The following is a 25467-nucleotide window of genomic DNA, read 5'->3' on the forward strand; positions in this document are numbered from 1 at the left end:
TGATCTCCTCTTAATTCGGATCTCGAGATATCGGGCACGTCATGCAATGGCCTCCACCGCGGCCGCGGCTCAGCTCGCTGCCTTCGATCGTTATGACCTCGATGCCTGCGCGCCGCAGCTGCGTGTTGGTGTAGACGTTGCGGTCGTAACCGATGACGACACCCGGCTCGATCGCAACGACGTTGTTGCCGTCATCCCATTGCTCTCGCTCGGCTTCGGGTGCATCACCACCAGTTTCGACGATGCGCAGGGTTTTCAGATTGAGCGCCTCTGTGACCACTTCCGTGAAGGGCCTGCGCTCCTCGACAACATCGACGGAATTGATGCCTTCACCTGGGCGCAGCGAAAAAGTCTGAAGCCGCCCGACCACCGCCGGGAACATTGTCGCGAGGTCGCGGTCGCACAAGGTAAAGACAGTATCGAGATGCATGAAGGACCGATCGCGGGGCATAAGCGCCGCGATCACCTGGGTAGCTTCTCCGGCCGAGAAGAGGTTTCGCGCGAGGCCGCCCACGGCTTGTGGAGTGGTTCGTTCGCCCATTCCGACAAGGACCACGCCGTTGCCGATAGGCATGACATCGCCGCCCTCCAGACTCACATTTGGACCGGGCTTGTCTGGCGAAACAAAGGGCACGCCGGCGGCTCGAAAACGCTGATGGAAACGATAGACCGCTTCGACATTGACTGCCTCCGGCTTGCGCGCTGGCCAATACATCGGATTCACCGACACGGACCGATAGATCCAGCAGGAGCTGTCGCGAGTGAAAAGTTGGTTGGGCAGCGGAGGCAGTACAAAGTCTTCTGCAAGCAGTGTCTTGCCCGTCAGGCCAGCGGGGTCGAACGGCAGTTCGGCGCGAGTTATTCCGCCCACAAGAAGCGATGAAATCTGCTCTGCGGGCATGGGGTCGAGCCAGCCACGAAGCTCGCTGACCATGTCATGGCCAACCACCGACGCGTCCACCCTGCGGTCGAGCAGCCAGTCGCGGGCTTCAGGGATTGCCATGGTCTCGGCCAGCAGCTCACCGAAGAGGTGCACGGTCACGCCGCGCTCGCGGAGCGAATCCACGAAAATGTCGTGCTCCTGACGTGCGCGCCTGACCCATAGCACGTCATCGAACAAAAGCGCCTTGCAGTTCCCTGGTGTGAGACGGCGGAGGCTGAGGTCAGGCCGATGCACGATGACTTCGCGCAACCGACCGGTTTCGGAATGAACGCCGAGTTCGGCCATAGCTAAACCTTTCGGAATGGGTCAGAGCGCGCTCACCGCACCCGTCCACATCTGGTACGCCGCATAGATGGCGACCCCGACCAACACAGCGGCGATCGCAGCTTCCGCAGGTCGAAAGATCCGTTGGCTGTTTTCCCGACGTGCCCAGACGTAAAAGACGATCCCTGGGGCGTAGAGCACGGCGCACATGAACAGGTACGAAAGCCCGGCGGCATAGACGAGCCACAGCCCGTATGCCGTGGCCAACAGCCCCATAAGCATAGGCGCATTACGGTTTTCGCTGGCACCATAGCTGTCGCCTTGTATCGCCAGCTTTGCGGCGTAAGCACCAGAGAAGATATAGGGGACAAGGATAGCCGTCGAAGCGATGAAGAACAAAGCTTGGTAGGTGCTCTGCGCAAACAGCGTAATGATGAGGAAGGCTTGCACCAGAATGTTGGTCACGAAGAGCGATACGGACGGAACGCCACGGTCGTTTTCATGACCGAAGAAGGCCGGCATGGTGCCGTCTTTACCCGCGATATGCGGCACCTCAGCTGCGAGCAACGTCCAGCTCAGGAATGCGCCGACCACTGAAACAACCAATGCCAGATTGATAAGTATGGCACCCCACGGACCGACCACGGCCTCTAGAACGCCTGCCATCGAGGGGTTCTTCAGTGCAGCCAGTTGCGGCTGACTGATGATGCCGAGCGACAACAGGGACACCAGTGCGTAGAGGGCAAGGCAGGCTAGGAAGCCAAAGACGGTGGCCTTGGCAATGTCCCTGCGCTTCTCGGCGCGAGCCGAGAATACACTGGCGCCTTCGATGCCGATGAATACCCACAACGTCACCAGCATCGTGCTCTTCACCTGGTTCATGATTGAACCGAGGCTGGTATTCCCAAGCCCAGTGAAGTCGGCATTGAATACGTCCACCTTGAATGCCACGACGACGATGCCGATGAACAGGACGATGGGAGCGATCTTGGCTGCCGTCACGATCAGGTTGACGAGTGCAGCTTGCCGAACGCCAGCCATGATGAGGAAATGGATTGCCCACAGCAGGGCTGATGCGCCTACTACGGCCTGCCATGTGTTTCCATCGCCGAAGGCAGGAAAGAAGTAGGAAAGTGCGCTGAATACGATCACAGCGTATGAAACATTGCCGACCCAGGCGCTGATCCAATAACCCCAGGCGCTGTTAAAGCCGACGAACGGTCCGAACCCTGCTTTTGCATAGGCATATGGCCCGGCATCAAGTTCTGGCTTGCGGGTCGCAAGAGACTGATAGACGAACACCAATGCCAGCATGCCGATGGCGGTAATGGCCCAGCCAATCACAATGGCAAGAGGACCTGCGCCAGCGGCCATGTTTTGCGGCAGGCTGAACACCCCGGATCCGACCATCGAACCGATGACAAGGGCCGTCAATGGGCCCAGGCGCAGCTTGGTCCCGTTTGCTGTCGCGGCGGCGGAGTTAGAAGAGATGTCTGTGGCAGCCATGGTGCGTCTCCCAAAGTGCAGACCAATTGCTGGCAGAGTGCGCTGCAATTGGCCGTTCGGCTTTGACGCGCGTCAATCGCTGGAGAGCAGTGTTTTGGTTTGAGGTCGGAGCGAGCGCGGATCCAAATTGACGTGGATCAAGGCGCTTGCGCTACGCTCCGATAGTCAAACCGAAGGTAGCGTCCTCTCGGACGATCTTGTCGCAATGTGACTCGAACGTATGCGGGACGCGGCTGCCGTCTGAAGTCGGAATGGCGACGGCAGACTCGCACCTGTTGTCGTGCAAAGCGATCGAGGGAACATGCCCGTCAACGAACCCTTGCTCAGAAAGATCTTACTGGCGATCGCCGTTTTAGGGCTCGCCGCTGGGTTTGCGACACAGTTTCAGCTCGGCATGGAAAATCTGGCTGACAGCATTTGGGCCTTCGCAAGCGCCCCGGTGATCGCCGCCCTCGCACTCTCCATTGGCCGAGATCTGTGGGCTGGTCGTTTTGGTGTCGATGCCATTGCTCTTGTGTCAATGAGTGCGGCGCTTTGGCTCGGTGAGGATTTGGCCGCAATAGTTGTCGCGATCATGTACATGGGGGGCAATGTCCTTGAGGACTATGCTCGTGGTCGTGCCCAAAGTGACCTGAAGGCCTTGACTGACCGGTCACCGAGGATTGCGCACCGCCGCCGCGGCGAGGTCCTCGAGAGCATTTCAATCGAGAGCGTCTCGGTTGGAGACGATTTGATGGTTCGGGCCGGCGAGGTGCTGCCCGTCGATGGCGTGCTGCTCGATGATGACACAAGGATCGATGAGTCCGCCATCACCGGGGAGCCGTTCTTAAAGGCATGCAAGCAAGGAGATGCAGTCCGCAGCGGCACAGTGAACGCAGGAGAAATGTTTCACATGCGCGCCACTGCCGTCGCAGCGGAAAGCACCTATGCCGGCATCGTCAGAATGGTCGAGGCGGCTCAGACTGCCAAAGCACCATTCATCCGCATGGCCGACCGATTTGCGTTGGTGTTGTTGCCCCTCACGCTGATCGTGGCAGCTGCCGCGTGGCATGTTTCAGGTGACCCAGTGCGAGCACTCGCCGTCCTGGTCGTGGCAACGCCGTGTCCGCTCATTCTCGCGGCGCCGATCGCTTTCATAGCCGGAGTCTCCCGCGCGGCACGTCAGGGTGTTCTGATGAAGGGCAGCACGGCGCTGGAAGCCCTCGCAAAAGTAAGGACTGCCATCTTCGACAAGACAGGCACACTCACCCATGGCGGCGCTCAACTGATCGAGATGCAAATTGCCCCGGGAAGAGACGAAGATGAACTTCTAAGTTTGTTGGGTTCCCTGGAACAGGCATCTCACCACGTTCTCGCCTCAGCGATCGTTGCCCTCGCTAGAAACAGGGGGCTCACCTTGACGCGCCCTGATAGCGTTTGTGAGCATAGAGGATCGGGGTTGATCGGAACCATTTCAGGAACCAGGGTCTCCGCTGGTTCCCGGTCCCTAATCTTGGCGGCTTCAGCGCCTCCGGCTTGGGCGGAACGGGTGGTGTCCCGATATCAGGGGCATCCGGTTCTTGTTGTGTACATGGCCGTCGAGGGCCGCCTCGCGGCGGTCTTGGTTCTTGGCGACGGCCTTCGGGCGGATGCTGTTTCGGCCGTGACCCGGCTTCGGAATGCCGGCGTGAGGCGCAGCATAATACTGACAGGCGATGATGCAGATGCCGCCAATCGAATAGCGGCCACTCTCCCGCTGGACCTCGTCGTTGCGGACGCGTCACCCGCTGACAAGGTGGCTGTTGTAAATGCCGAGAGCAGCAAGGCAGCTACCATGATGGTCGGCGACGGCATCAACGATGCTCCAGCACTAGCGATGGCCACAGTGGGTGTTGCGATGGGTGCTCGCGGAGCAACAGCCTCATCCGAGGCTGCAGATGTGGTCGTCCTGACAGACAGCTTAGGGGCTGTGGCGACGGCGGTTGAAATCGCGAGCCGGACTACCATGATCGCAAGACAAAGCATCGTGGCTGGCATCGGGCTATCTGCATTGGCGATGATAGCCGCGGCCTTTGGCTTTCTTTCGCCTGTCTCTGGGGCGCTTCTTCAGGAGGCGATAGACGTTGCGGTCATCCTCAATGCTTTGCGGGCACTCGGCGACCATGGGAAACGCAAAATGGGATACCAATGACAAGCCGCTTCGACAGCAGGTGACCAATGGATGGTGCCATAGCACGTCTCGGACTCGCGCTGGCGATCGGGCTCCTGGTTGGCCTCGAGCGTGGGTGGCAAGAACGGAACGAGCCTGATCGAAGCCGCACTGCAGGCATTCGGACATTCGGGATTTCTGGGCTTCTTGGTGGTGTTATCGCTGCCCTCAGCCAAGCCGTACAAGCGCCGGCAGTGCTGGTTGCGGGCTTCCTTGGATTTGCCGCTGTTCTGTCTTGGTACAAAGCGCGGGAGGCCGCACATGATGAGGACTTCAGCGTCACCGGGGTCGTGGCGGGCCTGGGGGTTTTCTCACTGGGGGCATTGGCTGTTGTGGGCGACTACCGTGCCGCGGCAGCTGGGGGCGGCGTTTTGGCTGCGACCCTAGCAAGCCGGGAGGTTCTGCACGGGCTGCTTCGGCGACTGACTTGGATCGAGTTGCGCTCGGCACTTGTGCTAGCCGTCATGACTACAGTCGTGCTGCCACTGTTGCCCGACAAGGCGGTTGACCCATGGGGAGGTTTCAATCCTCGCGAGGTTTGGGTCTTTACCATTCTAATCGCCGGGATCTCGTACGCGGGCTATGTCGCCGTACGCATTCTCGGAGCCAGGCGTGGTCTGGTCGTCAGTTCCGTGACAGGCGCTGTCGTTTCTTCGACAGCAGTCACCATAGCCTTGGCTCGCTCCGCCAGAACTTCGGGAGGCGTGCTAACATTGGTTGGAGCAGCGTGTCTTGCAGCAGCCGTCTCCATCATTCGAGTGGTCGTCGTGGTCCTTGTCCTGGAGCCGAGTGTGGCCGGGCTCATTGCAACATCAGCCCTCGCTGCCGCTGTCGGGTTCGGCTGCGTGGGTGGCTTCTTCTTGTCAGCCTACGGTGATCAGAAGGTCGATAGCAATTTGGTGCGCAATCCGTTCGAACTCTACCCATTGCTTGCGTTTGCAGTCCTCTTTTCAATTGCGTCGCTAGCAAGTGCATGGATGGCAGGCTTGATTGGAAGCAGAGGGGTGCTTGCGGTCTCGACGCTTTCCGGCCTCTTCGACGTCGACGTTGCCGTACTGAGCGCTCTTCGCCTGGTGGCGGGGCCGACTTCCACTCAGACTGCTGCTTGGGCTGTGCTGGTGGCACTTGCGGCGAATGCGTTGGGGCGCATAGGAATGGCTGCGATTGCCGGACCTGGTCGTTTTGCCGGAGGCCTGCTTCTGGCGACGCTCATAGCCATGGCGTTAGGCGCGGCTGTCTTTTTCCTTACGGGTGCCATGTCCTGGTCGTCGTCAATTTGACGCGGATCAATGCCGTCCCGCGGGATCGAGCGCTATGTCAGAGCAAATAGAGGATTGCGCTATGACCTCGTTGGCAGATTTGACACCTGGCTTTCGGAACGTGCGGCTGCTTCTGGCCCGCGAAAAGGGACATCCCATCGGGGATCGAGAGGTCGGATACGATTTGCTTGTCCCACTCGATGCTGAAGGTCGGCTTGATGCTGCCGACTGGAAGACGCACCAGGCGTTCTGCCGCGTCCGAAAGTTCGGCGACGGGAGCGAAGATCGCATAGGATTGCTGAGGCGCAAGCCGGGCGGGCAGTGGTATTTCGACTATTCTGAAGGCGACCGCGACGATGAGATCGGCTTTCGCCTGAACGACGAACGTTTCACTGTCGGCGAATACGTCTCGATCGGACGAAAACAAGCCATGCATACCTACCAGGTCGCCAGGGTCGAGCGGCCGTGACACCTCAGTTGGCCGTCCGGCTGTTCTGTTAGTGGTCCCCTCTGACATCTGGAACCCTCGAAGGGGCGAGGCGAGCCGATGAAGCCGCAGCGTGATCCCTATTGGTCGATGCCGCTGGTGGAGGTCATGACCGCGCTGGGCACGAACCCAAGCGGTTTGACCACCGCGCAAGCGAACCAAAGTCGTGCGCTTCACGGAATCAACGCCATTCAAGGTCGCTCGGGGGGAGAGGCTCTCCGCCTGGTGCTTCGGCAAGTCCGCAGCCCTTTGGTGCTCATACTCATGTTTGCCGCGGCAGTGTCGTCTCTGATGGGAGAGGCGCAAGAAGCGATTATTATCTGCCTTATACTGTTGGCGAGTTGTGGCCTGGGCTTCACGCAAGAATACGGCGCGTCCAAGGCCGCATTGGCCCTGAAGCGTCAATTGCTTCGAAGAGTCAGGACTTTGCGCGATGGTATCGAGACCGACGTTGCCGTAGATGAGGTCGTCCCCGGCGATCTTCTCAAGTTATCCGCTGGGGACATGATTGCTGCCGACGGCCTCATCGTCGATGCCCGAGACTTCAACGTCAGTGAGGCGGTCCTGACTGGCGAATCCTTTCCCGTCCTGAAAACCATGGGAGTAGTCGGGGCAGAAACGCCGCTGGGGCAACGGACGAATTCTGTCTTCACAGGGACATCCGTCCGCAGTGGCACGGCTACCGTACTCGCCGTCGCAACAGGAAGCGCCACAGAGTTCGCAGCCATCGCCGATGCAGTCGAGAGGCGGGTGGAGGAAAGCGGCTTTGCCAAGGGGATCCGGCGATTCGGATACCTCATGACCGAGGTGATGCTGGCGATTGTGATCGTCGTATTTGTGGTCAACCTGTTGCTCCACAGGCCGTTGGCAGAATCGCTGCTCTTTTCTCTTGCACTGGCGGTCGGCCTTACCCCGGAACTGTTGCCTGCGATCATCAGCGTGACGCTCGCTCGTGGGGCCGCGGTCATGGCCAAGAATGGCGTGATCGTCCGACGGCTCGAGGCAATTGAGAACCTGGGCAGCATGGATGTCCTGTGTACCGACAAGACGGGGACATTAACCGAAGGAGCCATTCGGCTTGACCGATGGGTAGATTCGCGTGGGCGGCCATCCGATCAACTGCTTGCTTGGGCGAAACTGAACGCGTCGCTCCAGACTGGGATCAAGAATCCACTCGACGAAGCGATCGTCGATGCCGGCACTCAGGAGCAGCAGCCCCTGGGCGGGCAAGAGTTCAAGCTCGACGAGATTCCCTACGACTTCGCCCGCAAGCGCCTGTCCGTTATCGTCCGCAGAGCCGAAGGCGGCTCGCTGATGATCTGCAAGGGTGCGGTCCGGACGATGCTGGATGTGTGCGGGACTGAGACAGACGGACACACGGCTGAAAAACTCTCCGATCAGCGTCGGGCCGATATCGATGACCAGGTTCGGTCGTGGAGCGAACAGGGCTTTCGCGTTATTGCCCTGGCTGTCCGTCAGTTTCTGAAGACTGAAGGTTTCACCCGCGGTGATGAAATGGATCTCACGCTCGCGGGCTTTCTACTATTCTTCGACCCTCCAAAGGAGAGCTCGGCTGACGCACTGAAGGAACTCGCCAATCGCGGCGTGTCCGTTCGAATGATCAGTGGCGATGACCGACACGTTGCCAGGCATCTTGCCAAGGCTATAGGCCTAGCCCCCGACGCGATGTTGACCGGCGGCGAACTGGTTCACATGACGAAGGAAGCCTTGTTCGCGCGTGTCGAAGACATCGACATTTTTGCCGAGATCGACCCCAACCAGAAGGAACGGATCGTCGAAGCATTCAAGAGACGAGGCCGGATTGTCGGCTATCTCGGGGATGGCATCAACGACGCGCCGGCACTCCACCAGGCCGATGTCGGCATCTCGGTGGATCAAGCCGTCGACGTGGCGCGCGAGGCGGCCGATATCATTCTGCTCGAACGGGACCTTGGGGTTCTCATGGTGGGGATAGACGACGGCCGAAAGACCTTTGCCAACACAATGAAGTACATCGCCATCACGACAAGCGCGAACTTCGGCAACATGATCAGCATGGCCATCGCGTCGCTTTTCCTGCCTTTTCTCCCCCTCTTGGCGAAGCAGATTCTGCTAAACAACTTTCTTTCCGATCTCCCGTCTTTGGCGATCGCAACCGACAATGTCGACATAGATGAAACCAGGCGGCCGAGGAGATGGGACATCTCCTTCATTCGCCGCTTCATGATCCGTTTCGGTTTGGTCAGTTCCCTGTTCGACGCGGCAACGTTCGCCTTCCTATTGTTTGTGGTTCACGCCGACGCTTCGGTGTTTCAGACCGGTTGGTTCACTGAATCGTTACTTACCGAACTTGCCATCGTTCTGGTCATTCGGACCCACAAGCCTGCTTGGGCAAGCCGTCCCAGTCGGATGCTTGTCTCGCTTACGATTCTCGTCGGTGCCGTTGCGGTTAGTCTGTCCTATTCGCCCGTGGCCGCCTGGTTTGGGTTCGTGCCTCTGCCTTTAACAACCATGGGCGGACTGCTCTACATCACCCTTGCATATGTGATGGCGACGGAGTGGTTGAAGGTCCGGTTCTTCGCGACTTCTGGCATTTCTAACACTGGCCTGCACAGTCCAACGAAGCGTGCCCTTGTTGGCGGATTGGCGAGCAGGTCGCAGTGAACGGAGTTGTCTCGATGGCTCGACGTATCTTCATTGTAATTGGTCACCCGGATCCTTCCCCCGATCGGTTTTGTCGCGTGCTTGCGAAAGCGTATGCTGCCGCGGCGGAGAGCGCGGGCCATCAGATCCGTGAGATCGATCTGGCGATCACAGACTTCCCGCTATTGAGGACCGCCGAAGAGTTCGAGCACGGTATCGTCCCTGAACCATTGCGAGCGGCTACCGACGCGATCGTCTGGGCTGAACACTTAGTGTTCGTATTCCCTTTGTGGCTTGGCACCATGCCTGCACTGCTCAAAGGATTCCTCGAGCAGACGATGCGGCCAGGAGTGGCCTTCCAGTACCCGGAAAACAAGGGAATGCTGACAGAATCTCTCCTGCGAGGCCGATCCGCTCGGATCGTGGTGACCATGGGAATGCCGTCGATCTTCTATCGGCTATGGTTCCTCAACCACGGGATCGCTGGCATGCGCCGAGGGATCCTGAATTTCGTGGGGATCAAGCCCGTATATGAAACCTTGCTCGGGCCTGTGGGGGGAAGTCTGGAGCGGCGGAAGAAATGGATCCGGAAGATCGAAAGCCTTGGGATAGGTGCTCGATGAACTCCGCTAGGGGGCCAGCCCAGTCCTCGGATGTTTCTTAGCCTGTGAGTAGACCGTCGGGATGGCCAATCTACGTCGTGCCAGTTCGGAATAGCTGATCGTCACTCGTGGTTGCCTTATATTTCCACGTCGTGACGTTTGTGGCGACGTATCAGATTTACGACCTTCCCCCTCACGTCCTTCCTCGCGTCCTCTTTGACAAACTCCATGAGGTCGTCGACCATTTCAACGATCTTGTCATGGTCTTTTGCGTGGGGGTCCGTCAAATAATGCCCATGCCGATACAGATTGTCCGAAAGCCTCTTGTTGATCTTGTCGAAGATGCTCATCAGTGGGTTTCCTATCCGGGAAGACATGTCGCGCATCAAGTTGCCGTCCCAAATGCTAAGGCGGTGCAAATATCTAGCGCATGCTCGGGTGGTGGCTGATCACGGCACGTCCTGCACTTTGGTTCACGGAACCTCTGCGATGTAGATGAGGCCGCCGGGATCGATCCATTCACCCGTATGCAGGCGTAAGACATCCAGGCATCCGCCGACGTCGCGCGGGGCGAGGCCATCGTAACGATATCGCATTCCCCATGCGTCGATAGCTGTCTCATAGATTGGCCCGTCGGCGAGGTATCCAATGCCGGGCAGAAATTGGCCAAGGCGTTAGGACTGCAGCCCCACTGAGCTTTCCCGACCTAAGGTCGTCTAAGGCTTGTTGAGATTCATCGAGAGTTGATGACGGCGGCAACGAGATAGATCATAGCGGCGAAGCTCTGGTCGGTTTTGTCTGCGCGCATGGCGATGCGCTTGAATTCCTTGAGCTTGCAGAAGAAGTTTTCGATGAGGTGGCGCCACTTGTAGAGTTCCTTGTCGAGCGGCAGCGGCTTTGTGCGCCTTGGGTGCTGGGAGACGACGATCTTGGCGCCGCGCTCATTGAGATCGGTGATTATGTGATTGCTGTCGAAGGCCTTGTCGGCGATCAGCCCGCCAAAGTTGATGCCCTCGATCAGCGGCGCCACGCCGACCGTATCGAAGCGATGGCCGGGCATGAGTTCGAAGCGGACCAGATTGCCAAGCGCGTCTGTAAGGGCGAGGATCTTGGTCGTCATGCCCCCCTTGGATCGACCTATGGCCTGCCGCGTAGTCCCCCTTTTGCACCCTGGCCGTGACGATGGACCTTCACAATGGTGGCATCGACCATCGCATATTCCATATCCGGTTCGTCCGAGCAGACCTCGAAGAGCCTGATGAAAACATCAGCTTTCAACCAATCCCGATAGCGTTTGAAGGCCGTGTTCCAGTTTCCGAAAAAGGCCGGAAGATCGCGCCAGGGGCTACCCGTTCGCGCGATCCACAGCACCGCTTCGATGAAGCGGCGGTTGTCGCTCCCACTGCGCCCAGGGTCCGTCGGCTTGCCCAAACAATGAGGTTCCATCTTTGCCCATTGGGCGTCCGTCAAAACAAAGCGATCCATCCAAAGTGTGAATCACAATCCGCTCAATATGGGAATCCTGAATCTCAACAAGCCTTAGTGCGGTGTTGGCTTCTTGGAGCGGATAGGCGGTGGTGCGGGCATGAATTTTCGCCTGCTCAGCGATTGAAAAGAACTCCTGGCCATCCCCACGCGTCAGGTTCGCCACCGAAACGAGTTCGCGCTCCCCCCATAAGACTTTGTACTCCATGGCGGGGATGTCACTCATGTGTATGCCGCCACAGATAACGCGCCCGCCTTTGCGAACCAGAGCGAGCGCCCTGGGCACAAGTGTACCAACCGGTGCAAAGATGATCGCCGCGTCAAGTTCTGCCGGAGGCTGATCTCCCGAACTGCCCGCCCACGCGCAGCCAAGCTGGCGGGCCAAGCCCTGGGCGGTCACGTCTCCCGGTTTGGTGAAAGCAAAGACTTCCCGTTTTTGCCAGACCGCAACCTGGGCGATGATATGAGCGGCCGCGCCGAAACCAAAGATTCCGAGACGCTTAGCGTCTCCCGCCTTTTTCAGGCATCGCCACCCGATAAGCCCAGCACATAACAGAGGGGCCAGCGCCACCGGATCGGCAAGGGGGTCGAGCTCGAAGGCATAGTCGATGCCAACCAAGACATGGGTCGCGAAACCACCGTCCAGTGTGTAGCCTGTGAACTCAGCTGCATCGCACAGGTTCTCGCGACCCGTGCTGCAATAGAGACAGGTGCCGCACGTTCGAGCCAGCCAAGGCACGCCGAATCGACGGCCGAGCATAGAACTGTCGACATCCGATCCGACTAGGTCGGCAATGCCGACGATCTCGTGCCCCGGGATCAACGGCAGCTTCGGATTTGGCAGGTCTCCGTCGATAACATGGAGATCGGTTCGGCATACGGCGCAGGCTTCGACACGCAGTCGAATCTGCCTGGGCCCGGGGGCAGGGGGCGTCCTTTCGACAAGCCGAAGCGGCTGGCCCGCATGTTCAAGCAACATTGCCTTCATTACTGCAGCCTCCCGATACGACCTCAGCTCACTGAAATTCGGTCGTCGACCTGGGTAACTCCGGGGATAGACCATGCTGCGCGTTCGGCCGCCATGCGCTCCGACCATGTGCGGACGTGACCCTCAAGCCGGACGGTTCCATCGGACACCGAGACCTGGATCGCTTGAGCTTCGATTTCAGCGCTGCGTACCAAGGCCGACTTGATCTTCTTGCTGACATCGGCCGATGTCAGGTGCGGCTTGATTTCAATATTGTTGGAGATGCCGACCACGCCAGCCAGCCGATGTATGGCATCGGTTGCGGCGGACTTCTGGTACTGCCAAGTGACGCTACCAGTAAGCGTCACCCAGCCACGTTGCACCGTAATCTGAACAGCGTTGTCTGGGATCGTCGTATTCCATGCCAGGGTGTCTAGAGCCCGCCTAGCGATCTCGTCATCGGCGGTGGCATTGGCTCCGAAGGGCCGGACCTCGATTTCTTGAGCGATCCCTTTAACCCCCTTCACCCGTCGCGTCGCTGCTTCTGTCGCGGCCTTTTGAGCATAGGTCGAGACGTGTCCAGTCAAGGTGACAACACCGTGATCAACTGCTACGCCGATGTGGGCCGCATCGATGCTGGGCTCGAAATCGAGTTCGTCCAGGACATCCTGCTTGAGAGCGGCGTCAGACATGCTTCGAACTCCTTCGGCAGCAGAAAGCGTCCAGTCTCTCGCAGAAAGCCAGGGCTGCATTGACCTGTGTCAAACGGATTGCGCCCGCGGCCCCACTCTCTCAGCCTGCACGCGATCCCGATAGCTCTGCAAGATCTATGGATGTACAAGGGTGGAATGCTGACCGGCATTTCGGCGGCGTTAGGTCAGGGGACATCAGGAAGCGGGTATGGCAGCAGACGCCATCTCTAAGTTCCGCAAGGTAACGTTTCCCTCTGTTTACAAAGGGGGAAAAGCATACCTTTTTGCCTGTTCAATCGTGGCATTCGCATTCTTGGCACGTATTCTCCTCCATGGCTTTCTGGCTGACAGCGCCACTTTCATACTCTTCGTCCCGGCAATTCTCATGGCTGCGATGATAGGTGGCGCAGGCCCCGGGCTAGTTTCCGTCGTCCTGTCCGTTGTTGGCGCTTTCTACATTGGTGGGCTCAAGCTGGAGGGCAACACTGGTGTCGGTGCGCTGCTGGTTTTCACCCTCGTTGGGTTCGCGCTGGCGGCAATGGGTGAACTCCTGCATCGAGCCTGGACCGCTAATGAGGAAACGAAGCACAGGCTCGTTGAGCGCGAGGCCCATCTCAAGTCGATACTGGACACCGTCCCCGACGCTTCGGTTGTCATCGAAAGAGATGGAACCATCGTTTCCTTCAACACGGCAGCAGTCAGGCAGTTCGGCTACCTGGAAGAGGAAGTCAGGGGCAAAAATGTTCGAATCCTCATGCCGGAGCCGTATCGAAGCGGTCACGATGGCTTCATCCGCAGGTACCTGACCACTGGCGAGAAGCGCATCATCGGGGTCGACCGGGTGGTGGTCGGCCGCAGGAAGGATGGCTCCACGTTTCCGATGACGCTTGCGGTGGGCGAGATGAAATCCGGCGACAAGATCTATTTCACCGGCTTCATCAGGGATCTGACCGAACGAGAGGAATCTGCAGCTCGCCTCCAGGAGATTCAAGGCGAACTTGCTAGGCTTGCCCGCCTCAACGAGCTGGGCGAAATGGCTTCCACGCTTGCACACGAACTCAATCAGCCGCTGTCGACAATTGCAAACTACACGCAAGGGTCAATCCGCATGCTGCGCGAACGCCCAGAGCAAGCGGCTTCCCAGCTTCCAGAGGCGTTGCAAGAGATTGCGACGCAATCGCTACGAGCGGGAGAGATCATTCGCCATCTGCGCGAATTCGTGATGCGCGGGGAGACCGAGAAAGCGCCCGAGGACATTCATAAGCTTGTCGAAGAGGCAGGCGCTCTGGCTCTGATGGGGTCAAGAGAGCGAGGCGTTCGCTCAGTCTTTGATTTCGGGCCCGGAACAGGGATGGTGATGGTTGACAGAGTGCAGATCCAGCAGGTGCTCACAAATCTCATGCGCAACGGCATTGAAGCCATGCGCGATAGCGACACACGGCTGCTCACCGTGCGGACAGCTTCTGGGAACCCGGGCGAAGTGGCCGTCGAAGTTTCCGACACTGGGCCTGGCATCCCCGATGAAATCGCTGCACGCCTTTTCCAGCCCTTCGTCACCACCAAGGCCAGCGGCATGGGCATTGGCCTCTCCATTGCCAAACGCATCGTTGAGGCCCACGGTGGCGAGCTGAGCATGCGGATGAACGCCCATGGCGGGGTCACTTTCCGCTTCACCTTGCCTGCTTTTGAACAGGAGACGATCGATGGACAAGGGTGAGAGCGTCGTCCACATCGTCGACGACGAGGAACCGGTCAGAAGGTCTCTGGCATTCCTGCTTACCATGTCCGGATACACTGTGCGCCAGCACGAGTCTGCCTTGGCGTTCCTGTCTGCGGCACCAACCATCCGCAATGGCTGCCTGGTGACGGACCTTCGCATGCCTGACGTAGATGGGATCGAATTGCTTCAGCGGCTCCGCCAGCTATCCTGCGCCATTCCCGCGATCGTCATCACGGGACATGGCGACGTTCCACTTGCCGTCGAAGCCATGAAAGCAGGAGCTTTCGATTTCATCGAAAAGCCGTTCAAGGACGATGTCCTGATCTCGGCCGTAGACCGGGCCATCGCCAGCCTCGGAAGGCAGGCCGTTCACGAGGACATATCTGCCATTCGTTCACGCGTGGCGCTGTTGAGCGAACGCGAGCGCGAGGTCTTCGCCGCCGTTGTTGCGGGCCTCCCCAACAAAACGATCGCCTACGATCTCGATATCAGTCCTCGAACCGTCGAGGTTCACCGGGCAAGCGTGATGTCCAAAATGGAAGCGCGAAGCCTTCCAGAACTGGTGAGAATGGCCATCGAAGCGGGACTTGGTGCCAGGCAGCATTAACAGCCCCCCAAACCATCACGTGACTACGTATTATCCCCTAGTGACATAACCGAATTTCTCCGCAGCGGCTCATGCGCGATGAATCTCCCGGTTACCGCGGGAGAGAGCAATGCATTCTCAGGGCAAGGTCGACAATACCACGGGGTCCAATTGGGACGCGCTTTTAGGCCAGATGCCTCTTCCGGCATTCGGAGTTCCAATGCCTGCGTCATTCCATCCGGCTGGCTCCGAGATTTTCTCCCCAGGCAGCGACGCGAACTGCTTCTATGTGGTGAAGTTCGGTTGCGTTCGGGTTTACAGGCTGCTGGCTGATGGCCGCAGGCAAATCTCTGCATTTCACCTGCCCGGCGAAGTGTTCGGATTTGAGGCAGATAGTCGCCATCATTTCTTCGCCGAGGCGGTCGGTGCCACCTCGACGCTTTCCATGAGAGTGTCGGCAACCGCTGATTTGTCGGCAACGCTGCTGCCTCTGGCGCTGCGCGGCCTGGTGCGCGCCCAGGAGCATCTCCTCGTTCTCGGCCGTCAGAATGCTCCTGAGCGAGTTGCCGCCTTTTTGCTGGACATGTTCGAGCGTCAGGGTGGGCTCGAGCGCTTTGAACTGCCGATGTCACGGACAGACATTGCCGATTATCTAGGCCTGTCGCTTGAAACCGTGTCACGCGTTTTCACCCGACTGCGCGGACAAGGCATCATGCGGCTGGTGTCCTTGAGAACGGTTGAAATCGTCAAGATGCAGGCGCTATCGGTTATGTGCGAATAGATGGCTGGGCATTGTCCCAGTCACTGGCCCGAGCATCTTTCCGCAGAGGCTGCGCTCGCAGTTGCTTGGCTCAGTAAATCCAACAATGGTCGCTGTCCGGCGACGAGCTTGTTGCTCGCGTCGGCCAACGAGAACCACTCAATTCGGTCCACCTCCGGAAAGAGCTTGTCTTGGCCGCTGTGGGGCGGCCACTCCATGGCAAACAGGTTGCTTTTGAAATCGGTCATGTCGATGTCGGCTTCCACGGCAAAGGCGGTGACCAGCTTCCCACTATGCTGGCGGACGGTTCCGAGCGGAATGAGCTTGCCCGTCACTTCGATGCCTGTCTCTTCCTGGAACTCTCGCCTGGCCGCTGCCTCCGATTCCTCGTCGTCGGCATACTCGCCTTTGGGCATGGACCAGGCGCCAAGATCGCGTTTGCTCCAGAACGGCCCGCCCGGATGTGCAAGCAGGACTTCCACGAACCCTTGCGTTCGCCTGAACGCTAGTATGCCTGCGCTCTTCCTTGCCATGACAAGCCTGCACCCCGCTTCCGGATGGGTTCAAAATAGCAGGCCGAAAATTGACCCCAGTCAAGGCTTGCAAAGTGAAACCTGGCAGACTTGCGTCTAGGTTGGCGGACCACGCCAAAACGGGAACCTTCGCGGAGCGTCAAGAAATGGTGCCACGTCTACGTTTTCATGGCGCGGCTCATGCGGTGACAGGCTCTTGTTACGAGCTTGAAGTCGGGAACGAGCGCATCCTGATCGACTGTGGTCTCTTCCAAGGGTCGAAATCTGAACGGGAGCTCAATTACGGAGACTTTCCATTCGATCCGAGCAGGATTGACGCGGTCGTGCTGACCCATGCCCACATCGATCACAGTGGGTTGCTTCCCAAGCTGATGAAGCATGGGTTCTCCGGCCCCATACATGCTACCCGAGCCACGATCGATCTCTGCTCGGTCATGCTGCCCGATTGCGCTCACATCCAGGAAATGGAAGTTGAGCACCTCAATCGCCGCAACGCCCAACGGGGTCGTATGGCAGTAGCCGCCATATACACGGCGGAAGACGCGGCAAAGTGCATGACGCTCTTCCATGCCAGGCAATATAAAGAATGGTTCGAAGTCGTAGCTGGTGTTCGGGTTAGGTTCTGGAACGCCGGGCATCTGTTGGGGTCCGCTTCAGTCGAAATTGAGATCAATTTTTCGGACAAGCCGCTCAGACTATTGTTTTCCGGAGATGTCGGTCCGGCCCACAAACTTCTGCAGCCGGATCCGGAAGCGCCGACGGATGTCGACTATCTGATTTGCGAATCGACCTACGGAGATCGGGAGCGAGGAGAAATCACCCCTCAGCGACGTAGGTCCCTGCTCTTGCAAGAAGTGCAAGGCGCGCTCGCCGCAAGTGGTCCGCTTATCATCCCATCGTTTGCCGTCGAACGAACGCAGGAGTTGCTTGTCGACCTGTTCTGGTTGATGCGCGAAGGGCAGATTCCCAAGGCCGATGTCTTCGTGGATTCGCCGCTAGCCACTCGCGCCAGCACAATCTTCGAGCGACATGCCGACGAAATCCAGGAAGGCGATGTGCTCAGGCAGGCCCTCAGTTCTCGTGAGATTCGCTTCACGGAAACGGTTGAGCAAAGCAAGGCGATCAATCGCCTTAGCGGGTTCTACGTCGTGATCGCAGCAAGCGGCATGTGCGATGCAGGTCGCATCCGACACCATCTGAAGGCGAATCTGTGGCGAAGGAACGCAACAGTGATGCTTGCCGGATTTCAGGCCCAGGGAACGCTGGGACGCATTCTCCTCGACGGGGCCGAACGGGTACGAATTCAGGGAGAGGAGTTTCAAGTCAAGGCTCGGATCAGACTGCTCGACCTGTATTCGGGCCACGCCGATGCCAGCGAGCTCGAGGATTGGGTAAGGGCGCGCCTGCCTATCCATGAAGGGGTATTCCTGACCCATGGCGAAGAATCTGGCTTGTCCGGATTGAAGGCACGCTTGGCGGCATTCATCTCTCCGGAACGTATCATTGCACCGCAACTCGACGAAGCCTTCGATCTCGGTAGGGCCGGCGCGCAAAGGGTTGATTTCAACGAACCGAAGCGTCTGTTGCCGGGCAAGGTCGCCCGCCTTGATTGGCACAACGAGTTATCGGAATTGCTGCTCGATGTAAGCCAGGCCGTCAGTCAGCAGGCGGACGAACGCGGACGGTCTGCTGTCATTCGTCGGTTGCGCCGAGCCCTCATCACTGAGGGCCGACCTTGAGCTTGCCGACCAGTTCTCTCTGCATGCCGCCCAGGAGCGGATGTCCGAGCCATCATCTCGACGCGGATCCCCCAGCCGCTTGCGGGCCGTGTCGAACGCCTGTTTCGAGCCATCCAAAAGCGGACGCTGCCCAGGAGCCAATTCGACGATGGGGGACGCACCCGCATCGGTTAAGGCGAGAGGTGATGTCACGGCTTACCCCGGATCTGACCTTGAACAGGTGCTCGCGGCATGACTTGGGTTGTCCGGGTGGTTCAGGCCCTGTTTGGGGGCAAGGGTCTGCATCGCGTCGTATTGCGACAGAAACACCTGCCCCGTCAGCGCATCGAGGAAATGGGATCTTTTCAACCGGTCCATCACCGGGCCTTTCACTTCCGACAGGTGCATCTTCACTTCCATCATCCTCAGGCGATGGTTGATCGCCTCCAGGCTTTCCAGTGCGCTGAGATCGATCTCGTTGATGGCAGAGCACATCACCACCACGTTTCTGATCGGGCAATCGGAGGCGACGCGATCGGCGACGTAATCCTCGAGAAAACGAGCGTTGGCGAAGTAGAGGCTCTCGTCGATGCGGATGGTGAGAAGGGTAGGGTCGGTGAGGACGGTGTGGCGTCGGATATTGCGGAAATGCTGGGTGCCTGGAACAAGGCCAACCTCTGCAATATGTGGACGCGAGGATCTGTAGAGATGTAGTGCGATGGATAGCACCACTCCCGTTGATACGCCGGTCTCTACGCCCATCGCGAGGGTCAGAGCGATCGTCGAGGCCACGGCGACGAAATCTGCCTTCGAGTAGGTCCAACTGCGCTTCAAGATCGAGAAATCGACCAACGAAAGCACCGCCACGATGATCGTCGCGGCCAAGGCGGCCGTGGGGAGGAAGTATATCAGCGGGGTTAGCGCTATGGCTGCGACGGCCAACCCTATTGCGGTAAAGGCGCCGGCGGCAGGCGTCTCGGCCCCTGCATCGAAGTTTACCACCGATCGAGCGAAGCCACCCGTCACCGGGTATCCTCCCGTGAAAGCCGCCCCGATGTTGGCGGCGCCCAGTCCGATCAGTTCCTGGTCGGGGTCTATCCGCTGTCGTTTCTTGGCGGCGAGCGTCTGCGCGACCGAGACGGATTCCACGAATCCGATGACCGAAATCAACAATGCGGGAAGCAGCAGAAGCCCGATCAGATTGGTGGAAAATGAGGGCAGCGTTAGCGGCGGCAGGCCCTGTGGCACGTCACCAACGATTTGCACTCCCTTTGCATCCAGTCCGAGGCCCCAGACTGCGACCGTCGTCACGGCCACGGCAAGCACAGGACCGGCCTTGGTCACCACATCCGCCAGGCGCGGGCCAAGGCCGAGTTGGCGCAGCATCGGTTTCAAACCCTTGCGGACCCAGAACAGAAACCCGGTGACACCGATCCCGATCACCAGGGTGATCCAGTTGGTCGCAATGAGGTTGTCGGCCAGTGATACGACCATTGCAGGCAGAGTGTCGCCACCTGCTCTTACGCCCAGAATATGTTTGATCTGGCTGGTCGCAATGAGGATGCCGGATGCTGTGATAAAGCCTGCGATGACGGGATGTGACAGGAAGTTGGCGAGAAATCCCAGCTTAAGGAGCCCCATCGCCAGCAGGATTGCCCCAGACAATCCTGCAAGGGTGAGGGCGGCCACGGCATAGCCCATGGTCCCCTGTTCGACGATGTTGCCGATGGCCGCGGCCGTCATCAGTGACACCACCGCCACTGGTCCCACGGCCAACGCCCTGCTGGTACCGAAGATCGCGTAAAGGATGACTGGCGCGATCGAGGCATAGAGCCCGGCTTCCGGCGGCAATCCCGCCAGAAGCGCATAGGCCAGTGACTGAGGGATCAGCATGATCGTCACGATCACTGCCGCCAGCAGGTCGCCCGTCAGGGCGTGACGGTCATAGGTCCGGCCCCATTGCAGGATCGGAAGATAGCGGGCGAGCGATATGGCGGACATGGGACGAGACTTTTCTGGGTTCTTCATGGTCCAAGAGAGGCGGCTTCAATGCGTCTGCAGAAAGGGGCAGACTGCCGGGTTCATCCCTGGATCGCGGCAAAGAGGCTCTGCGCCCGGGCGCCCGTACGGCAATAGGCCAGAACCTTGCCTTGAGCCGTGGCCACGGCGGTGTCGAAAGCGACAACGTCAACCCTGGTTGCTTGACCTGGCGTGACCGGAATGTGGAACGCTTCAAGCCCTGCGACCTGGGCGGCGGCTTTGATCTCGGCAAAGCTTGGCTGGCCTGCATCCTCGTGATCGGGGCGGTTGCAGATCACTGTTGTAAAGCCCGCGGCCTTCAGGTCGGCGAGTTGTACAGGCGCAATCTGCGGGCTGACCGCGAAATCCGGCGTGATGTGTTTGATGTCCTGCATTTTCTTGTCCTTGAATGGAGGTCAGAGGTCAAAGCGCGTTGATGGGTACTTTGAGCATTGGCCGGCCGTCTTTGTCGGTCGGCACCTCGCCTGCGCGCATGTTCACCTGGAGCGACGGGATGATGAGTTTTGGCATCGCCAGCGTTGCATCACGTTCGGTGCGCAAATTCACGAACTGCTCCTTGGTGGCTCCTTTGCCGACATGGATGTTGTGTTCTTTTTCCGCGGCCACCGTGGTTTGCCACTGGATGTCGCGGCCATTGGGACCGTAGTCGTGGCACATGAACAGGCGCATCTCGTTTGGCAAAGCCAGCACCTTCTGGATGCTGTCGTAAAGTGTGGCGGCATCGCCGCCGGGGAAATCGGCGCGCGCCGATCCGCCATCGGGCATGAACAGTGTATCTCCCACGAAAGCCGCGTCACCCATGACATGAACCATGCAGGCCGGCGTATGGCCGGGGGTGTAGATTGCCACCGCCTGCATGTTGCCGATCTTGTAGGTGTCGCCATCCTCGAATAGGGCGTCGAACTGGCTGCCGTCGCGCTGGAACTCGGTGCCTTCGTTGAAAATCTTGCCGAACGTGTCCTGAACGACCATGATCTTGTCGCCGATGCCAATCTTGCCGCCGAGAGCGCTCTGAATGTAGGGCGCGGCGGAAAGGTGGTCGGCATGCACATGGGTCTCGATGATCCACTCCAGCTTCAGGCCGTGCTTGCGGATATGGTCGATGATGGCGTCGGCATGGTCATAGGTGATCCGTCCCGCCGCATAGTCGATGTCCATGACGGAATCGATCACGGCACAGGCGTTCGAGGACGGGTCTTTCACCACATAGCTGATGGTATTGGTTGCCGGGTCGAAGAATGCCTCGACCTGTGGTTTGACGGACATGTTGATCGGATAATCTGTCACGGCAGTCTCCTTTCTGGTTCAGGTTTCGCGGCGCAGCACGCGGGCTGCGCGCGCACCGCTCAGGGCCATTAGGCCCTTGGCGCCAAAGATGCCGGCGATCAGCGCCGCCACGAAGGCGACGACCTCGATCCGGCCAGTTCCCAAGGCGGGGAGCGCGGCCCCCGGGCAGAACCCGGCGATGCCCCAGCCCACGCCAAACACGGCCGAGCCGGCGAGCAGACGGGCGTCGATGCGCAGATTGTCGGGCAAGTGGAATTTCGCGTCGATGATCGGCGAGGTCCTGCGCAAGACAATACGATAACCAAGGAAGGCGATGACAACCGCCCCTCCCATGACGAAGATGAGGCTTGGGTCCCAGTTGCCTGTCACATCGAAGAAGTTGAGCACCTTGGCTGGGTTGGCCATGCCCGAAATCGAAATGCCCACGCCAAAGACAAGGCCGATGAGATAGGACGTCAGAAGTCGCATGTGTCAGGCCCCCAGAACATGACGGATGACATAGACGGTCACCCCGGTGGTCAGCATGAAGGTCAATGTTGCCGCAATGGACCGGCGCGACAGGCGCGCCACCCCGCAAACCCCGTGTCCCGAGGTGCAGCCGGATCCGTAGGTCACGCCGATCCCGACCAGCACGCCGCCCACCAGAAGCATCGGCATGGACACGGTTACCTCGACTGCGGGCATCTGCCCGGTCACAGCCAGCGTAACAAGCGGCCCGCTGATCATCCCGGCCAGCAATGCAAGCCGCCAACCGGTATCTGGATGCGCGGACGGCGTCAGAACACCTGCCAGGACGCCGGTGGCTCCCATGATCCGGCCAAGGGTCAGCATCAGCAGCACCGAGGCCAGCCCGATCAGAATGCCGCCTGAGAGGGATTGCCACGGGGTGAAAAGGGTTTCGATGGTGGTCAGTTCCGGCACGTCGTGGCCCCCAGCACCGCGTAGAGTGGGCAGAAGCGGAACATGGCAGTCGCCAGCATCACAATGCCCACGACCACAGCGCCATATTCTAGTGCAACGCTGTCAAAGACGTCCCAACTGCTGAACAACGCCGCAGCGATCAGCCCCACGCCGAGGACAAGACGAAGAGCCCGGTCTATGGTTCCTACATTGGCAATCATTGTCCTGATCTCCTGTTGAATACGGGACCTGCCTATGCCCTTTCGATCCGCCGTTCAGTGACGATGTCACCAAGCGGAAGTGAATGGCGGGACTTGCAGGCTGACGGGGCGGCGAAAGGGGCGATACCGAGGCTGCGCTTGCCTGTCTCCGCTGTGCCGGTATCAAGTTCCTTGGTAATCTTGGCGGAGCATTGGTCGCGGCTTGGCGTGGTGGTCGGCTCGCGGGCCTTGCCGGGCGATCAGATTGGGTGCGAACTCGGGCGTGGGAGAGCCCGGCTGGCGCCCGCGCGGGTACTGCTTCCAAGTCGTCCGGAGGCCATTTTGACCCTCAGGCAGCCCGTGTTCTTCACCGGTGTGCGCCTAGCCCTCTCTGGCCTTTTTGAGTTCTAGCGTTGGAGCCCTGAGCATCAGCGATAGCTACTGTTCACGAGAAACCATGAGATCTATCCCGCATCCAGGGCGGCTAGTCTTTCTAACCCGGCAATATCCACCAGATCGATCGTCCCGCGCGACTGCCGAATCCATCCCCGTCGCTGAAACTCGCCTAACTGGCGCGAGACAACCTCGCGCGCGGTGCCCAGTTCGGCTGCCATCTGCTGATGCGTGGCTTTGATCTGTCTTGCGCCACGTTCCAGATCGATCAGCTTCTGCGCCAGCCGGATATCGACGCGCTGGAACGCGATGTCTTCGATGACCTGAAACAGATCGGTGATCCTTTTGGAATAGGCGGTGAATATGAAACTGCGGAAAGCGACCGACTGGGAGACCAGGTCATCGAAGACCGCGCGCGGGATGGCCACGGCGCGCACGTTGGTTTCGGCGATGCCCTGGGCGGAATAGTCTTCGTGGGCCAACAGGCAGGCGGTCGTCAGTACGCAGCTTTGTCCAGCCTCGACCCGATAAAGGACTATCTCGCGGCCACCTTCCGAGACCTGCTGCACCCGCACCCTGCCTTCCAGCAGCAGAAGCAGGTTCTCGGGTGACTTGCCAGGACCGAAGATCACAGTGCCTTGCGGGACCGCAATTATGGCGCTCTTTCGGGTCAGCGCGTCGCGTACGGCCGGCTCGATACGGGACAAGCCCGGAAACTGCTTGATCCAGTCAGTCAAAACGATCGCACTCCATTATTGCGGTATTCCGCAGGGCAGACTGAAACCCGCTCACCGGATGCAGCGACATATATCTGCCAACCGCCATCGCTCACCGCCTTGAGCCAAGTCAAAGAGCGTCCTCGGAAACCTGGTCGACAGGGAGGCACCTTCACATTTCTTCACACTTCCCCGTCACTCGAGAAACGTTGACCCTCCAGTCTGGCGTTATCGCGGCAGCAAGTGCCGCCTAACCAAGGAAACGATCATGGACAACGACAAGCAGGATATGCAGGCCCCATTGGCTCCGAACACCGCAACTGGGTCGCGTAGCTGGGGACGGCGCATCGTTATCGGCGGCCTTGCTGCCGCAGCAGTCGCTGGCATTGGACTTGCTGTGGCCAACAGTGGCGAGTTCGGAGATGGGCACGGAATGCTGCATTTTGGCAAGGGACACCAGATGATGGATGCTTCTATGGGCCGCGGTGGCTTCTCGGAGCGCCGGATGGAGCATATGATGGAAGATATCGATGCCACACCGGAACAGTCGAAGAAGCTGAAGGAGCTCTTCGGTTCTGCCCGAGATGAGATCGCTCCGATGCTCGACGACTTCAGGGACACGCGCAACGCCGCTGCCGACATTCTGGGCGCGCCGACTATCGACCGGTCTGCGATCGAAACGTTGCGTAGTGAGCGCGTTGCCGCGATCGATGCCGCCTCGCGCAAAATGACGGCCACTCTTGTCGATGCAGCAGAAATCCTGACGCCAGAACAAAGGGCAAAGATTCTGGAGCGTTTCAAGGCGCGCGGAGGCCACGGCCGGTGGTAGGATTTCAACTGCAAGGTTGAAATCCGGAGAGTCCCGGCCATGGCGGAACAGGTGCTGATCATCGATGACGACACACGCCTGTCCGCCATGATCGCGGACTATCTCTCGGGAAATGGCTACGTCGTCCACACTGCGGCAACCGGGCATGCCGGCCTCGCTGATGTGCAACGGCGTTCGCCAGACGCGGTAATTCTCGACGTCATGCTGCCCGACCTGGACGGCTTCGAGGCCTGCCGCCGCATGCGCGCCGTATCGGACGTGGCCATTCTTATGCTCACGGCGAAAGGGGATGAGACGGACCGGATTATCGGGCTGGAGTTGGGCGCAGACGACTACTTGCCAAAGCCGTTTAATCCGCGCGAACTGCTGGCGCGTCTCAAGGCTATACTGCGGCGGCGCCGTGGCGGCGATCTGACCGCATCACGCATCCTTCGGTCCGGGCGGCTCGAGATAGATCCCGGTTCTCGTTCAGTCCGTATCGATGGCCGCGATTGTCCGATGACCAGCTATCAATTCGACCTTCTCGTTGCATTGGCGGAGAATGCCGGACGTGTGCTGTCGCGCGAGCAACTGATGGACCTTGTCAAAGGCGAGGAACTCGAAGCGTTCGATCGGTCGATCGATGTGCATATTTCTCGGATCAGGGCGGCAATCGAGGATAGTCCCAAACACCCGCGTCGCATCGTAACCGTGCGCGGCGCCGGCTATGTTTTCGCACGCTTTCAGGACGATCAGAAATAAGTCGGGGC

The 25467-nt window shown here is 59.2% G+C and carries 24 protein-coding genes and 1 pseudogene; 11 read left to right on the forward strand and 14 right to left on the reverse strand.

The genetic code is table 11. The features are described 5' to 3' along the window. Positions 1-10 precede the first annotated feature (10 nt). Together N7E70_RS15235 and arcD are read right to left on the reverse strand one after the other, a co-directional pair. Positions 11-1228 (reverse strand): arginine deiminase, encoded by a 1218-nt coding sequence (locus N7E70_RS15235; protein ID WP_263006832.1) that lies wholly within the window; start codon positions 1226-1228, stop codon positions 11-13. A 21-nt stretch (positions 1229-1249) separates the two neighbouring features. Further along, complete coding sequence (gene arcD / locus N7E70_RS15240) at positions 1250-2713, reverse strand: arginine-ornithine antiporter (RefSeq protein ID WP_263006833.1); 1464 nt, start codon at positions 2711-2713, stop codon at positions 1250-1252. A gap of 301 nt (positions 2714-3014) precedes the next feature. Between arcD and N7E70_RS15245 the strand changes: the two genes are divergently transcribed. The 5 genes from N7E70_RS15245 (at position 3015) to N7E70_RS15265 (ending at position 9913) form a co-directional block, all read left to right on the forward strand. Further along, a complete protein-coding gene (locus tag N7E70_RS15245; RefSeq protein ID WP_263006834.1) occupies positions 3015-4883 on the forward strand; it encodes a heavy metal translocating P-type ATPase in 1869 nt (622 codons plus the stop codon). Positions 4884-4909: 26 nt separating this feature from the next. Continuing rightward, positions 4910-6181 (forward strand): MgtC/SapB family protein, encoded by a 1272-nt coding sequence (locus N7E70_RS15250; RefSeq protein ID WP_263006835.1) that lies wholly within the window; start codon positions 4910-4912, stop codon positions 6179-6181. Between the two features lie 61 nt (positions 6182-6242). Then, complete coding sequence (locus N7E70_RS15255; protein WP_067961416.1) at positions 6243-6629, forward strand: hypothetical protein; 387 nt, start codon at positions 6243-6245, stop codon at positions 6627-6629. Between the two features lie 78 nt (positions 6630-6707). Further along, positions 6708-9311 carry a magnesium-translocating P-type ATPase gene (gene mgtA / locus N7E70_RS15260; protein ID WP_263006836.1) on the forward strand — a complete coding sequence of 868 codons (2604 nt, stop codon included), beginning with the start codon at positions 6708-6710 and terminating at the stop codon, positions 9309-9311. A 14-nt stretch (positions 9312-9325) separates the two neighbouring features. Continuing rightward, positions 9326-9913, forward strand: coding sequence for an NAD(P)H-dependent oxidoreductase (locus N7E70_RS15265; protein WP_263006837.1), 588 nt, complete (start codon positions 9326-9328; stop codon positions 9911-9913). Positions 9914-10029: 116 nt separating this feature from the next. Here the strand turns inward: N7E70_RS15265 and N7E70_RS15270 are convergent, their stop codons facing one another. The 4 genes and pseudogenes from N7E70_RS15270 to N7E70_RS15285 form a co-directional block, all read right to left on the reverse strand. Continuing rightward, a complete protein-coding gene (locus N7E70_RS15270) occupies positions 10030-10242 on the reverse strand; it encodes a hypothetical protein (protein ID WP_263006838.1) in 213 nt (70 codons plus the stop codon). A gap of 383 nt (positions 10243-10625) precedes the next feature. After that, positions 10626-11377, reverse strand: a protein-coding gene (locus N7E70_RS15275) for an IS5 family transposase (protein ID WP_263006839.1) whose coding sequence is annotated in 2 segments (ribosomal slippage) — positions 10626-11041 and positions 11041-11377 — 753 coding nt in all. Because the reading frame shifts where the segments join, the coding sequence is not laid out codon by codon here. Between the two features lie 55 nt (positions 11378-11432). Next, positions 11433-12365, reverse strand: a pseudogene (locus N7E70_RS15280) (zinc-dependent alcohol dehydrogenase family protein); the annotation flags it as partial. 23 nt (positions 12366-12388) lie between these two features. Next, the gene (locus tag N7E70_RS15285; RefSeq protein ID WP_263006840.1) at positions 12389-13036 is read right to left on the reverse strand and encodes a BON domain-containing protein; all 648 of its coding nucleotides are present in this window, start codon (positions 13034-13036) and stop codon (positions 12389-12391) included. Positions 13037-13244: 208 nt separating this feature from the next. On the opposite strand from N7E70_RS15285, the gene N7E70_RS15290 reads away from it, so the two are divergent. The 3 genes from N7E70_RS15290 (at position 13245) to N7E70_RS15300 (ending at position 16123) form a co-directional block, all read left to right on the forward strand. After that, a complete protein-coding gene (locus tag N7E70_RS15290) occupies positions 13245-14753 on the forward strand; it encodes a two-component system sensor histidine kinase NtrB (protein ID WP_263006841.1) in 1509 nt (502 codons plus the stop codon). Next, positions 14740-15363 carry a response regulator FixJ gene (gene fixJ, locus N7E70_RS15295; RefSeq protein WP_067961431.1) on the forward strand — a complete coding sequence of 208 codons (624 nt, stop codon included), beginning with the start codon at positions 14740-14742 and terminating at the stop codon, positions 15361-15363. The genes N7E70_RS15290 and fixJ overlap by 14 nt, the downstream gene beginning before the upstream one ends. A 199-nt stretch (positions 15364-15562) precedes the next feature. Continuing rightward, positions 15563-16123 carry a helix-turn-helix domain-containing protein gene (locus N7E70_RS15300; protein ID WP_083948563.1) on the forward strand — a complete coding sequence of 187 codons (561 nt, stop codon included), beginning with the start codon at positions 15563-15565 and terminating at the stop codon, positions 16121-16123. 20 nt (positions 16124-16143) lie between these two features. Here the strand turns inward: N7E70_RS15300 and N7E70_RS15305 are convergent, their stop codons facing one another. Further along, positions 16144-16635 carry an NUDIX domain-containing protein gene (locus N7E70_RS15305; RefSeq protein ID WP_263006842.1) on the reverse strand — a complete coding sequence of 164 codons (492 nt, stop codon included), beginning with the start codon at positions 16633-16635 and terminating at the stop codon, positions 16144-16146. 146 nt (positions 16636-16781) lie between these two features. Between N7E70_RS15305 and N7E70_RS15310 the strand changes: the two genes are divergently transcribed. Next, complete coding sequence (locus tag N7E70_RS15310) at positions 16782-18374, forward strand: MBL fold metallo-hydrolase (protein ID WP_263006843.1); 1593 nt, start codon at positions 16782-16784, stop codon at positions 18372-18374. Between the two features lie 195 nt (positions 18375-18569). Here the strand turns inward: N7E70_RS15310 and N7E70_RS15315 are convergent, their stop codons facing one another. The 7 genes from N7E70_RS15315 to N7E70_RS15345 all read right to left on the reverse strand — a co-directional run bounded on the left by N7E70_RS15315 (position 18570) and on the right by N7E70_RS15345 (position 23910). Next, entirely contained in the window at positions 18570-20354 is a 1785-nt protein-coding gene (locus N7E70_RS15315; RefSeq protein WP_263006844.1) for a SulP family inorganic anion transporter, read from the reverse strand. A gap of 80 nt (positions 20355-20434) precedes the next feature. Next, on the reverse strand, positions 20435-20767 hold the full coding sequence (locus N7E70_RS15320) for a TIGR01244 family sulfur transferase (RefSeq protein WP_192315958.1): 333 nt from the start codon (positions 20765-20767) through the stop codon (positions 20435-20437). Between the two features lie 28 nt (positions 20768-20795). Then, positions 20796-21659 carry an MBL fold metallo-hydrolase gene (locus N7E70_RS15325; protein WP_067966444.1) on the reverse strand — a complete coding sequence of 288 codons (864 nt, stop codon included), beginning with the start codon at positions 21657-21659 and terminating at the stop codon, positions 20796-20798. A 39-nt stretch (positions 21660-21698) separates the two neighbouring features. Further along, on the reverse strand, positions 21699-22148 hold the full coding sequence (locus N7E70_RS15330; RefSeq protein ID WP_263006845.1) for a DUF6691 family protein: 450 nt from the start codon (positions 22146-22148) through the stop codon (positions 21699-21701). Between the two features lie 3 nt (positions 22149-22151). Continuing rightward, positions 22152-22601 (reverse strand): YeeE/YedE family protein, encoded by a 450-nt coding sequence (locus tag N7E70_RS15335; protein ID WP_263006846.1) that lies wholly within the window; start codon positions 22599-22601, stop codon positions 22152-22154. Beyond that, positions 22589-22801, reverse strand: coding sequence for a YgaP family membrane protein (locus N7E70_RS15340; RefSeq protein ID WP_192315966.1), 213 nt, complete (start codon positions 22799-22801; stop codon positions 22589-22591). Before N7E70_RS15340 ends, N7E70_RS15335 begins: the two co-directional genes overlap by 13 nt. A 443-nt stretch (positions 22802-23244) precedes the next feature. After that, positions 23245-23910 carry a Crp/Fnr family transcriptional regulator gene (locus N7E70_RS15345; protein ID WP_263006847.1) on the reverse strand — a complete coding sequence of 222 codons (666 nt, stop codon included), beginning with the start codon at positions 23908-23910 and terminating at the stop codon, positions 23245-23247. Positions 23911-24157: 247 nt separating this feature from the next. Between N7E70_RS15345 and N7E70_RS15350 the strand changes: the two genes are divergently transcribed. Both N7E70_RS15350 and N7E70_RS15355 read left to right on the forward strand, forming a co-directional pair. After that, the gene (locus N7E70_RS15350; protein ID WP_263006848.1) at positions 24158-24718 is read left to right on the forward strand and encodes a Spy/CpxP family protein refolding chaperone; all 561 of its coding nucleotides are present in this window, start codon (positions 24158-24160) and stop codon (positions 24716-24718) included. A gap of 39 nt (positions 24719-24757) precedes the next feature. Beyond that, positions 24758-25459, forward strand: coding sequence for a response regulator (locus N7E70_RS15355; RefSeq protein WP_263006849.1), 702 nt, complete (start codon positions 24758-24760; stop codon positions 25457-25459). Positions 25460-25467 lie beyond the last annotated feature (8 nt).

Origin of the sequence: Aminobacter sp. NyZ550, from assembly GCF_025628925.2 — a bacterium.
Classification (GTDB): domain Bacteria; phylum Pseudomonadota; class Alphaproteobacteria; order Rhizobiales; family Rhizobiaceae; genus Aminobacter; species Aminobacter ciceronei.

Excerpts from the sequence above, each read along its gene's own strand:
- N7E70_RS15315 (WP_263006844.1), bottom strand. The coding sequence starts at position 20,354 with ATGTCCGCCATATCGCTCGCCCGCTATCTTCCGATCCTGCAATGGGGC.
- arcD (WP_263006833.1), bottom strand. The coding sequence starts at position 2,713 with ATGGCTGCCACAGACATCTCTTCTAACTCCGCCGCCGCGACAGCAAAC.
- N7E70_RS15310 (WP_263006843.1), top strand. The coding sequence starts at position 16,782 with ATGGTGCCACGTCTACGTTTTCATGGCGCGGCTCATGCGGTGACAGGC.
- N7E70_RS15245 (WP_263006834.1), top strand. The coding sequence starts at position 3,015 with ATGCCCGTCAACGAACCCTTGCTCAGAAAGATCTTACTGGCGATCGCC.
- fixJ (WP_067961431.1), top strand. The coding sequence starts at position 14,740 with ATGGACAAGGGTGAGAGCGTCGTCCACATCGTCGACGACGAGGAACCG.
- N7E70_RS15235 (WP_263006832.1), bottom strand. The coding sequence starts at position 1,228 with ATGGCCGAACTCGGCGTTCATTCCGAAACCGGTCGGTTGCGCGAAGTC.
- N7E70_RS15265 (WP_263006837.1), top strand. The coding sequence starts at position 9,326 with ATGGCTCGACGTATCTTCATTGTAATTGGTCACCCGGATCCTTCCCCC.
- N7E70_RS15330 (WP_263006845.1), bottom strand. The coding sequence starts at position 22,148 with ATGCGACTTCTGACGTCCTATCTCATCGGCCTTGTCTTTGGCGTGGGC.
- N7E70_RS15320 (WP_192315958.1), bottom strand. The coding sequence starts at position 20,767 with ATGCAGGACATCAAACACATCACGCCGGATTTCGCGGTCAGCCCGCAG.
- N7E70_RS15355 (WP_263006849.1), top strand. The coding sequence starts at position 24,758 with ATGGCGGAACAGGTGCTGATCATCGATGACGACACACGCCTGTCCGCC.
- N7E70_RS15285 (WP_263006840.1), bottom strand. The coding sequence starts at position 13,036 with ATGTCTGACGCCGCTCTCAAGCAGGATGTCCTGGACGAACTCGATTTC.
- N7E70_RS15305 (WP_263006842.1), bottom strand. The coding sequence starts at position 16,635 with ATGGCAAGGAAGAGCGCAGGCATACTAGCGTTCAGGCGAACGCAAGGG.
- N7E70_RS15270 (WP_263006838.1), bottom strand. The coding sequence starts at position 10,242 with ATGAGCATCTTCGACAAGATCAACAAGAGGCTTTCGGACAATCTGTAT.
- N7E70_RS15255 (WP_067961416.1), top strand. The coding sequence starts at position 6,243 with ATGACCTCGTTGGCAGATTTGACACCTGGCTTTCGGAACGTGCGGCTG.
- N7E70_RS15340 (WP_192315966.1), bottom strand. The coding sequence starts at position 22,801 with ATGATTGCCAATGTAGGAACCATAGACCGGGCTCTTCGTCTTGTCCTC.
- mgtA (WP_263006836.1), top strand. The coding sequence starts at position 6,708 with ATGAAGCCGCAGCGTGATCCCTATTGGTCGATGCCGCTGGTGGAGGTC.
- N7E70_RS15290 (WP_263006841.1), top strand. The coding sequence starts at position 13,245 with ATGGCAGCAGACGCCATCTCTAAGTTCCGCAAGGTAACGTTTCCCTCT.
- N7E70_RS15250 (WP_263006835.1), top strand. The coding sequence starts at position 4,910 with ATGGATGGTGCCATAGCACGTCTCGGACTCGCGCTGGCGATCGGGCTC.
- N7E70_RS15325 (WP_067966444.1), bottom strand. The coding sequence starts at position 21,659 with ATGTCCGTCAAACCACAGGTCGAGGCATTCTTCGACCCGGCAACCAAT.
- N7E70_RS15350 (WP_263006848.1), top strand. The coding sequence starts at position 24,158 with ATGGACAACGACAAGCAGGATATGCAGGCCCCATTGGCTCCGAACACC.
- N7E70_RS15300 (WP_083948563.1), top strand. The coding sequence starts at position 15,563 with ATGCCTGCGTCATTCCATCCGGCTGGCTCCGAGATTTTCTCCCCAGGC.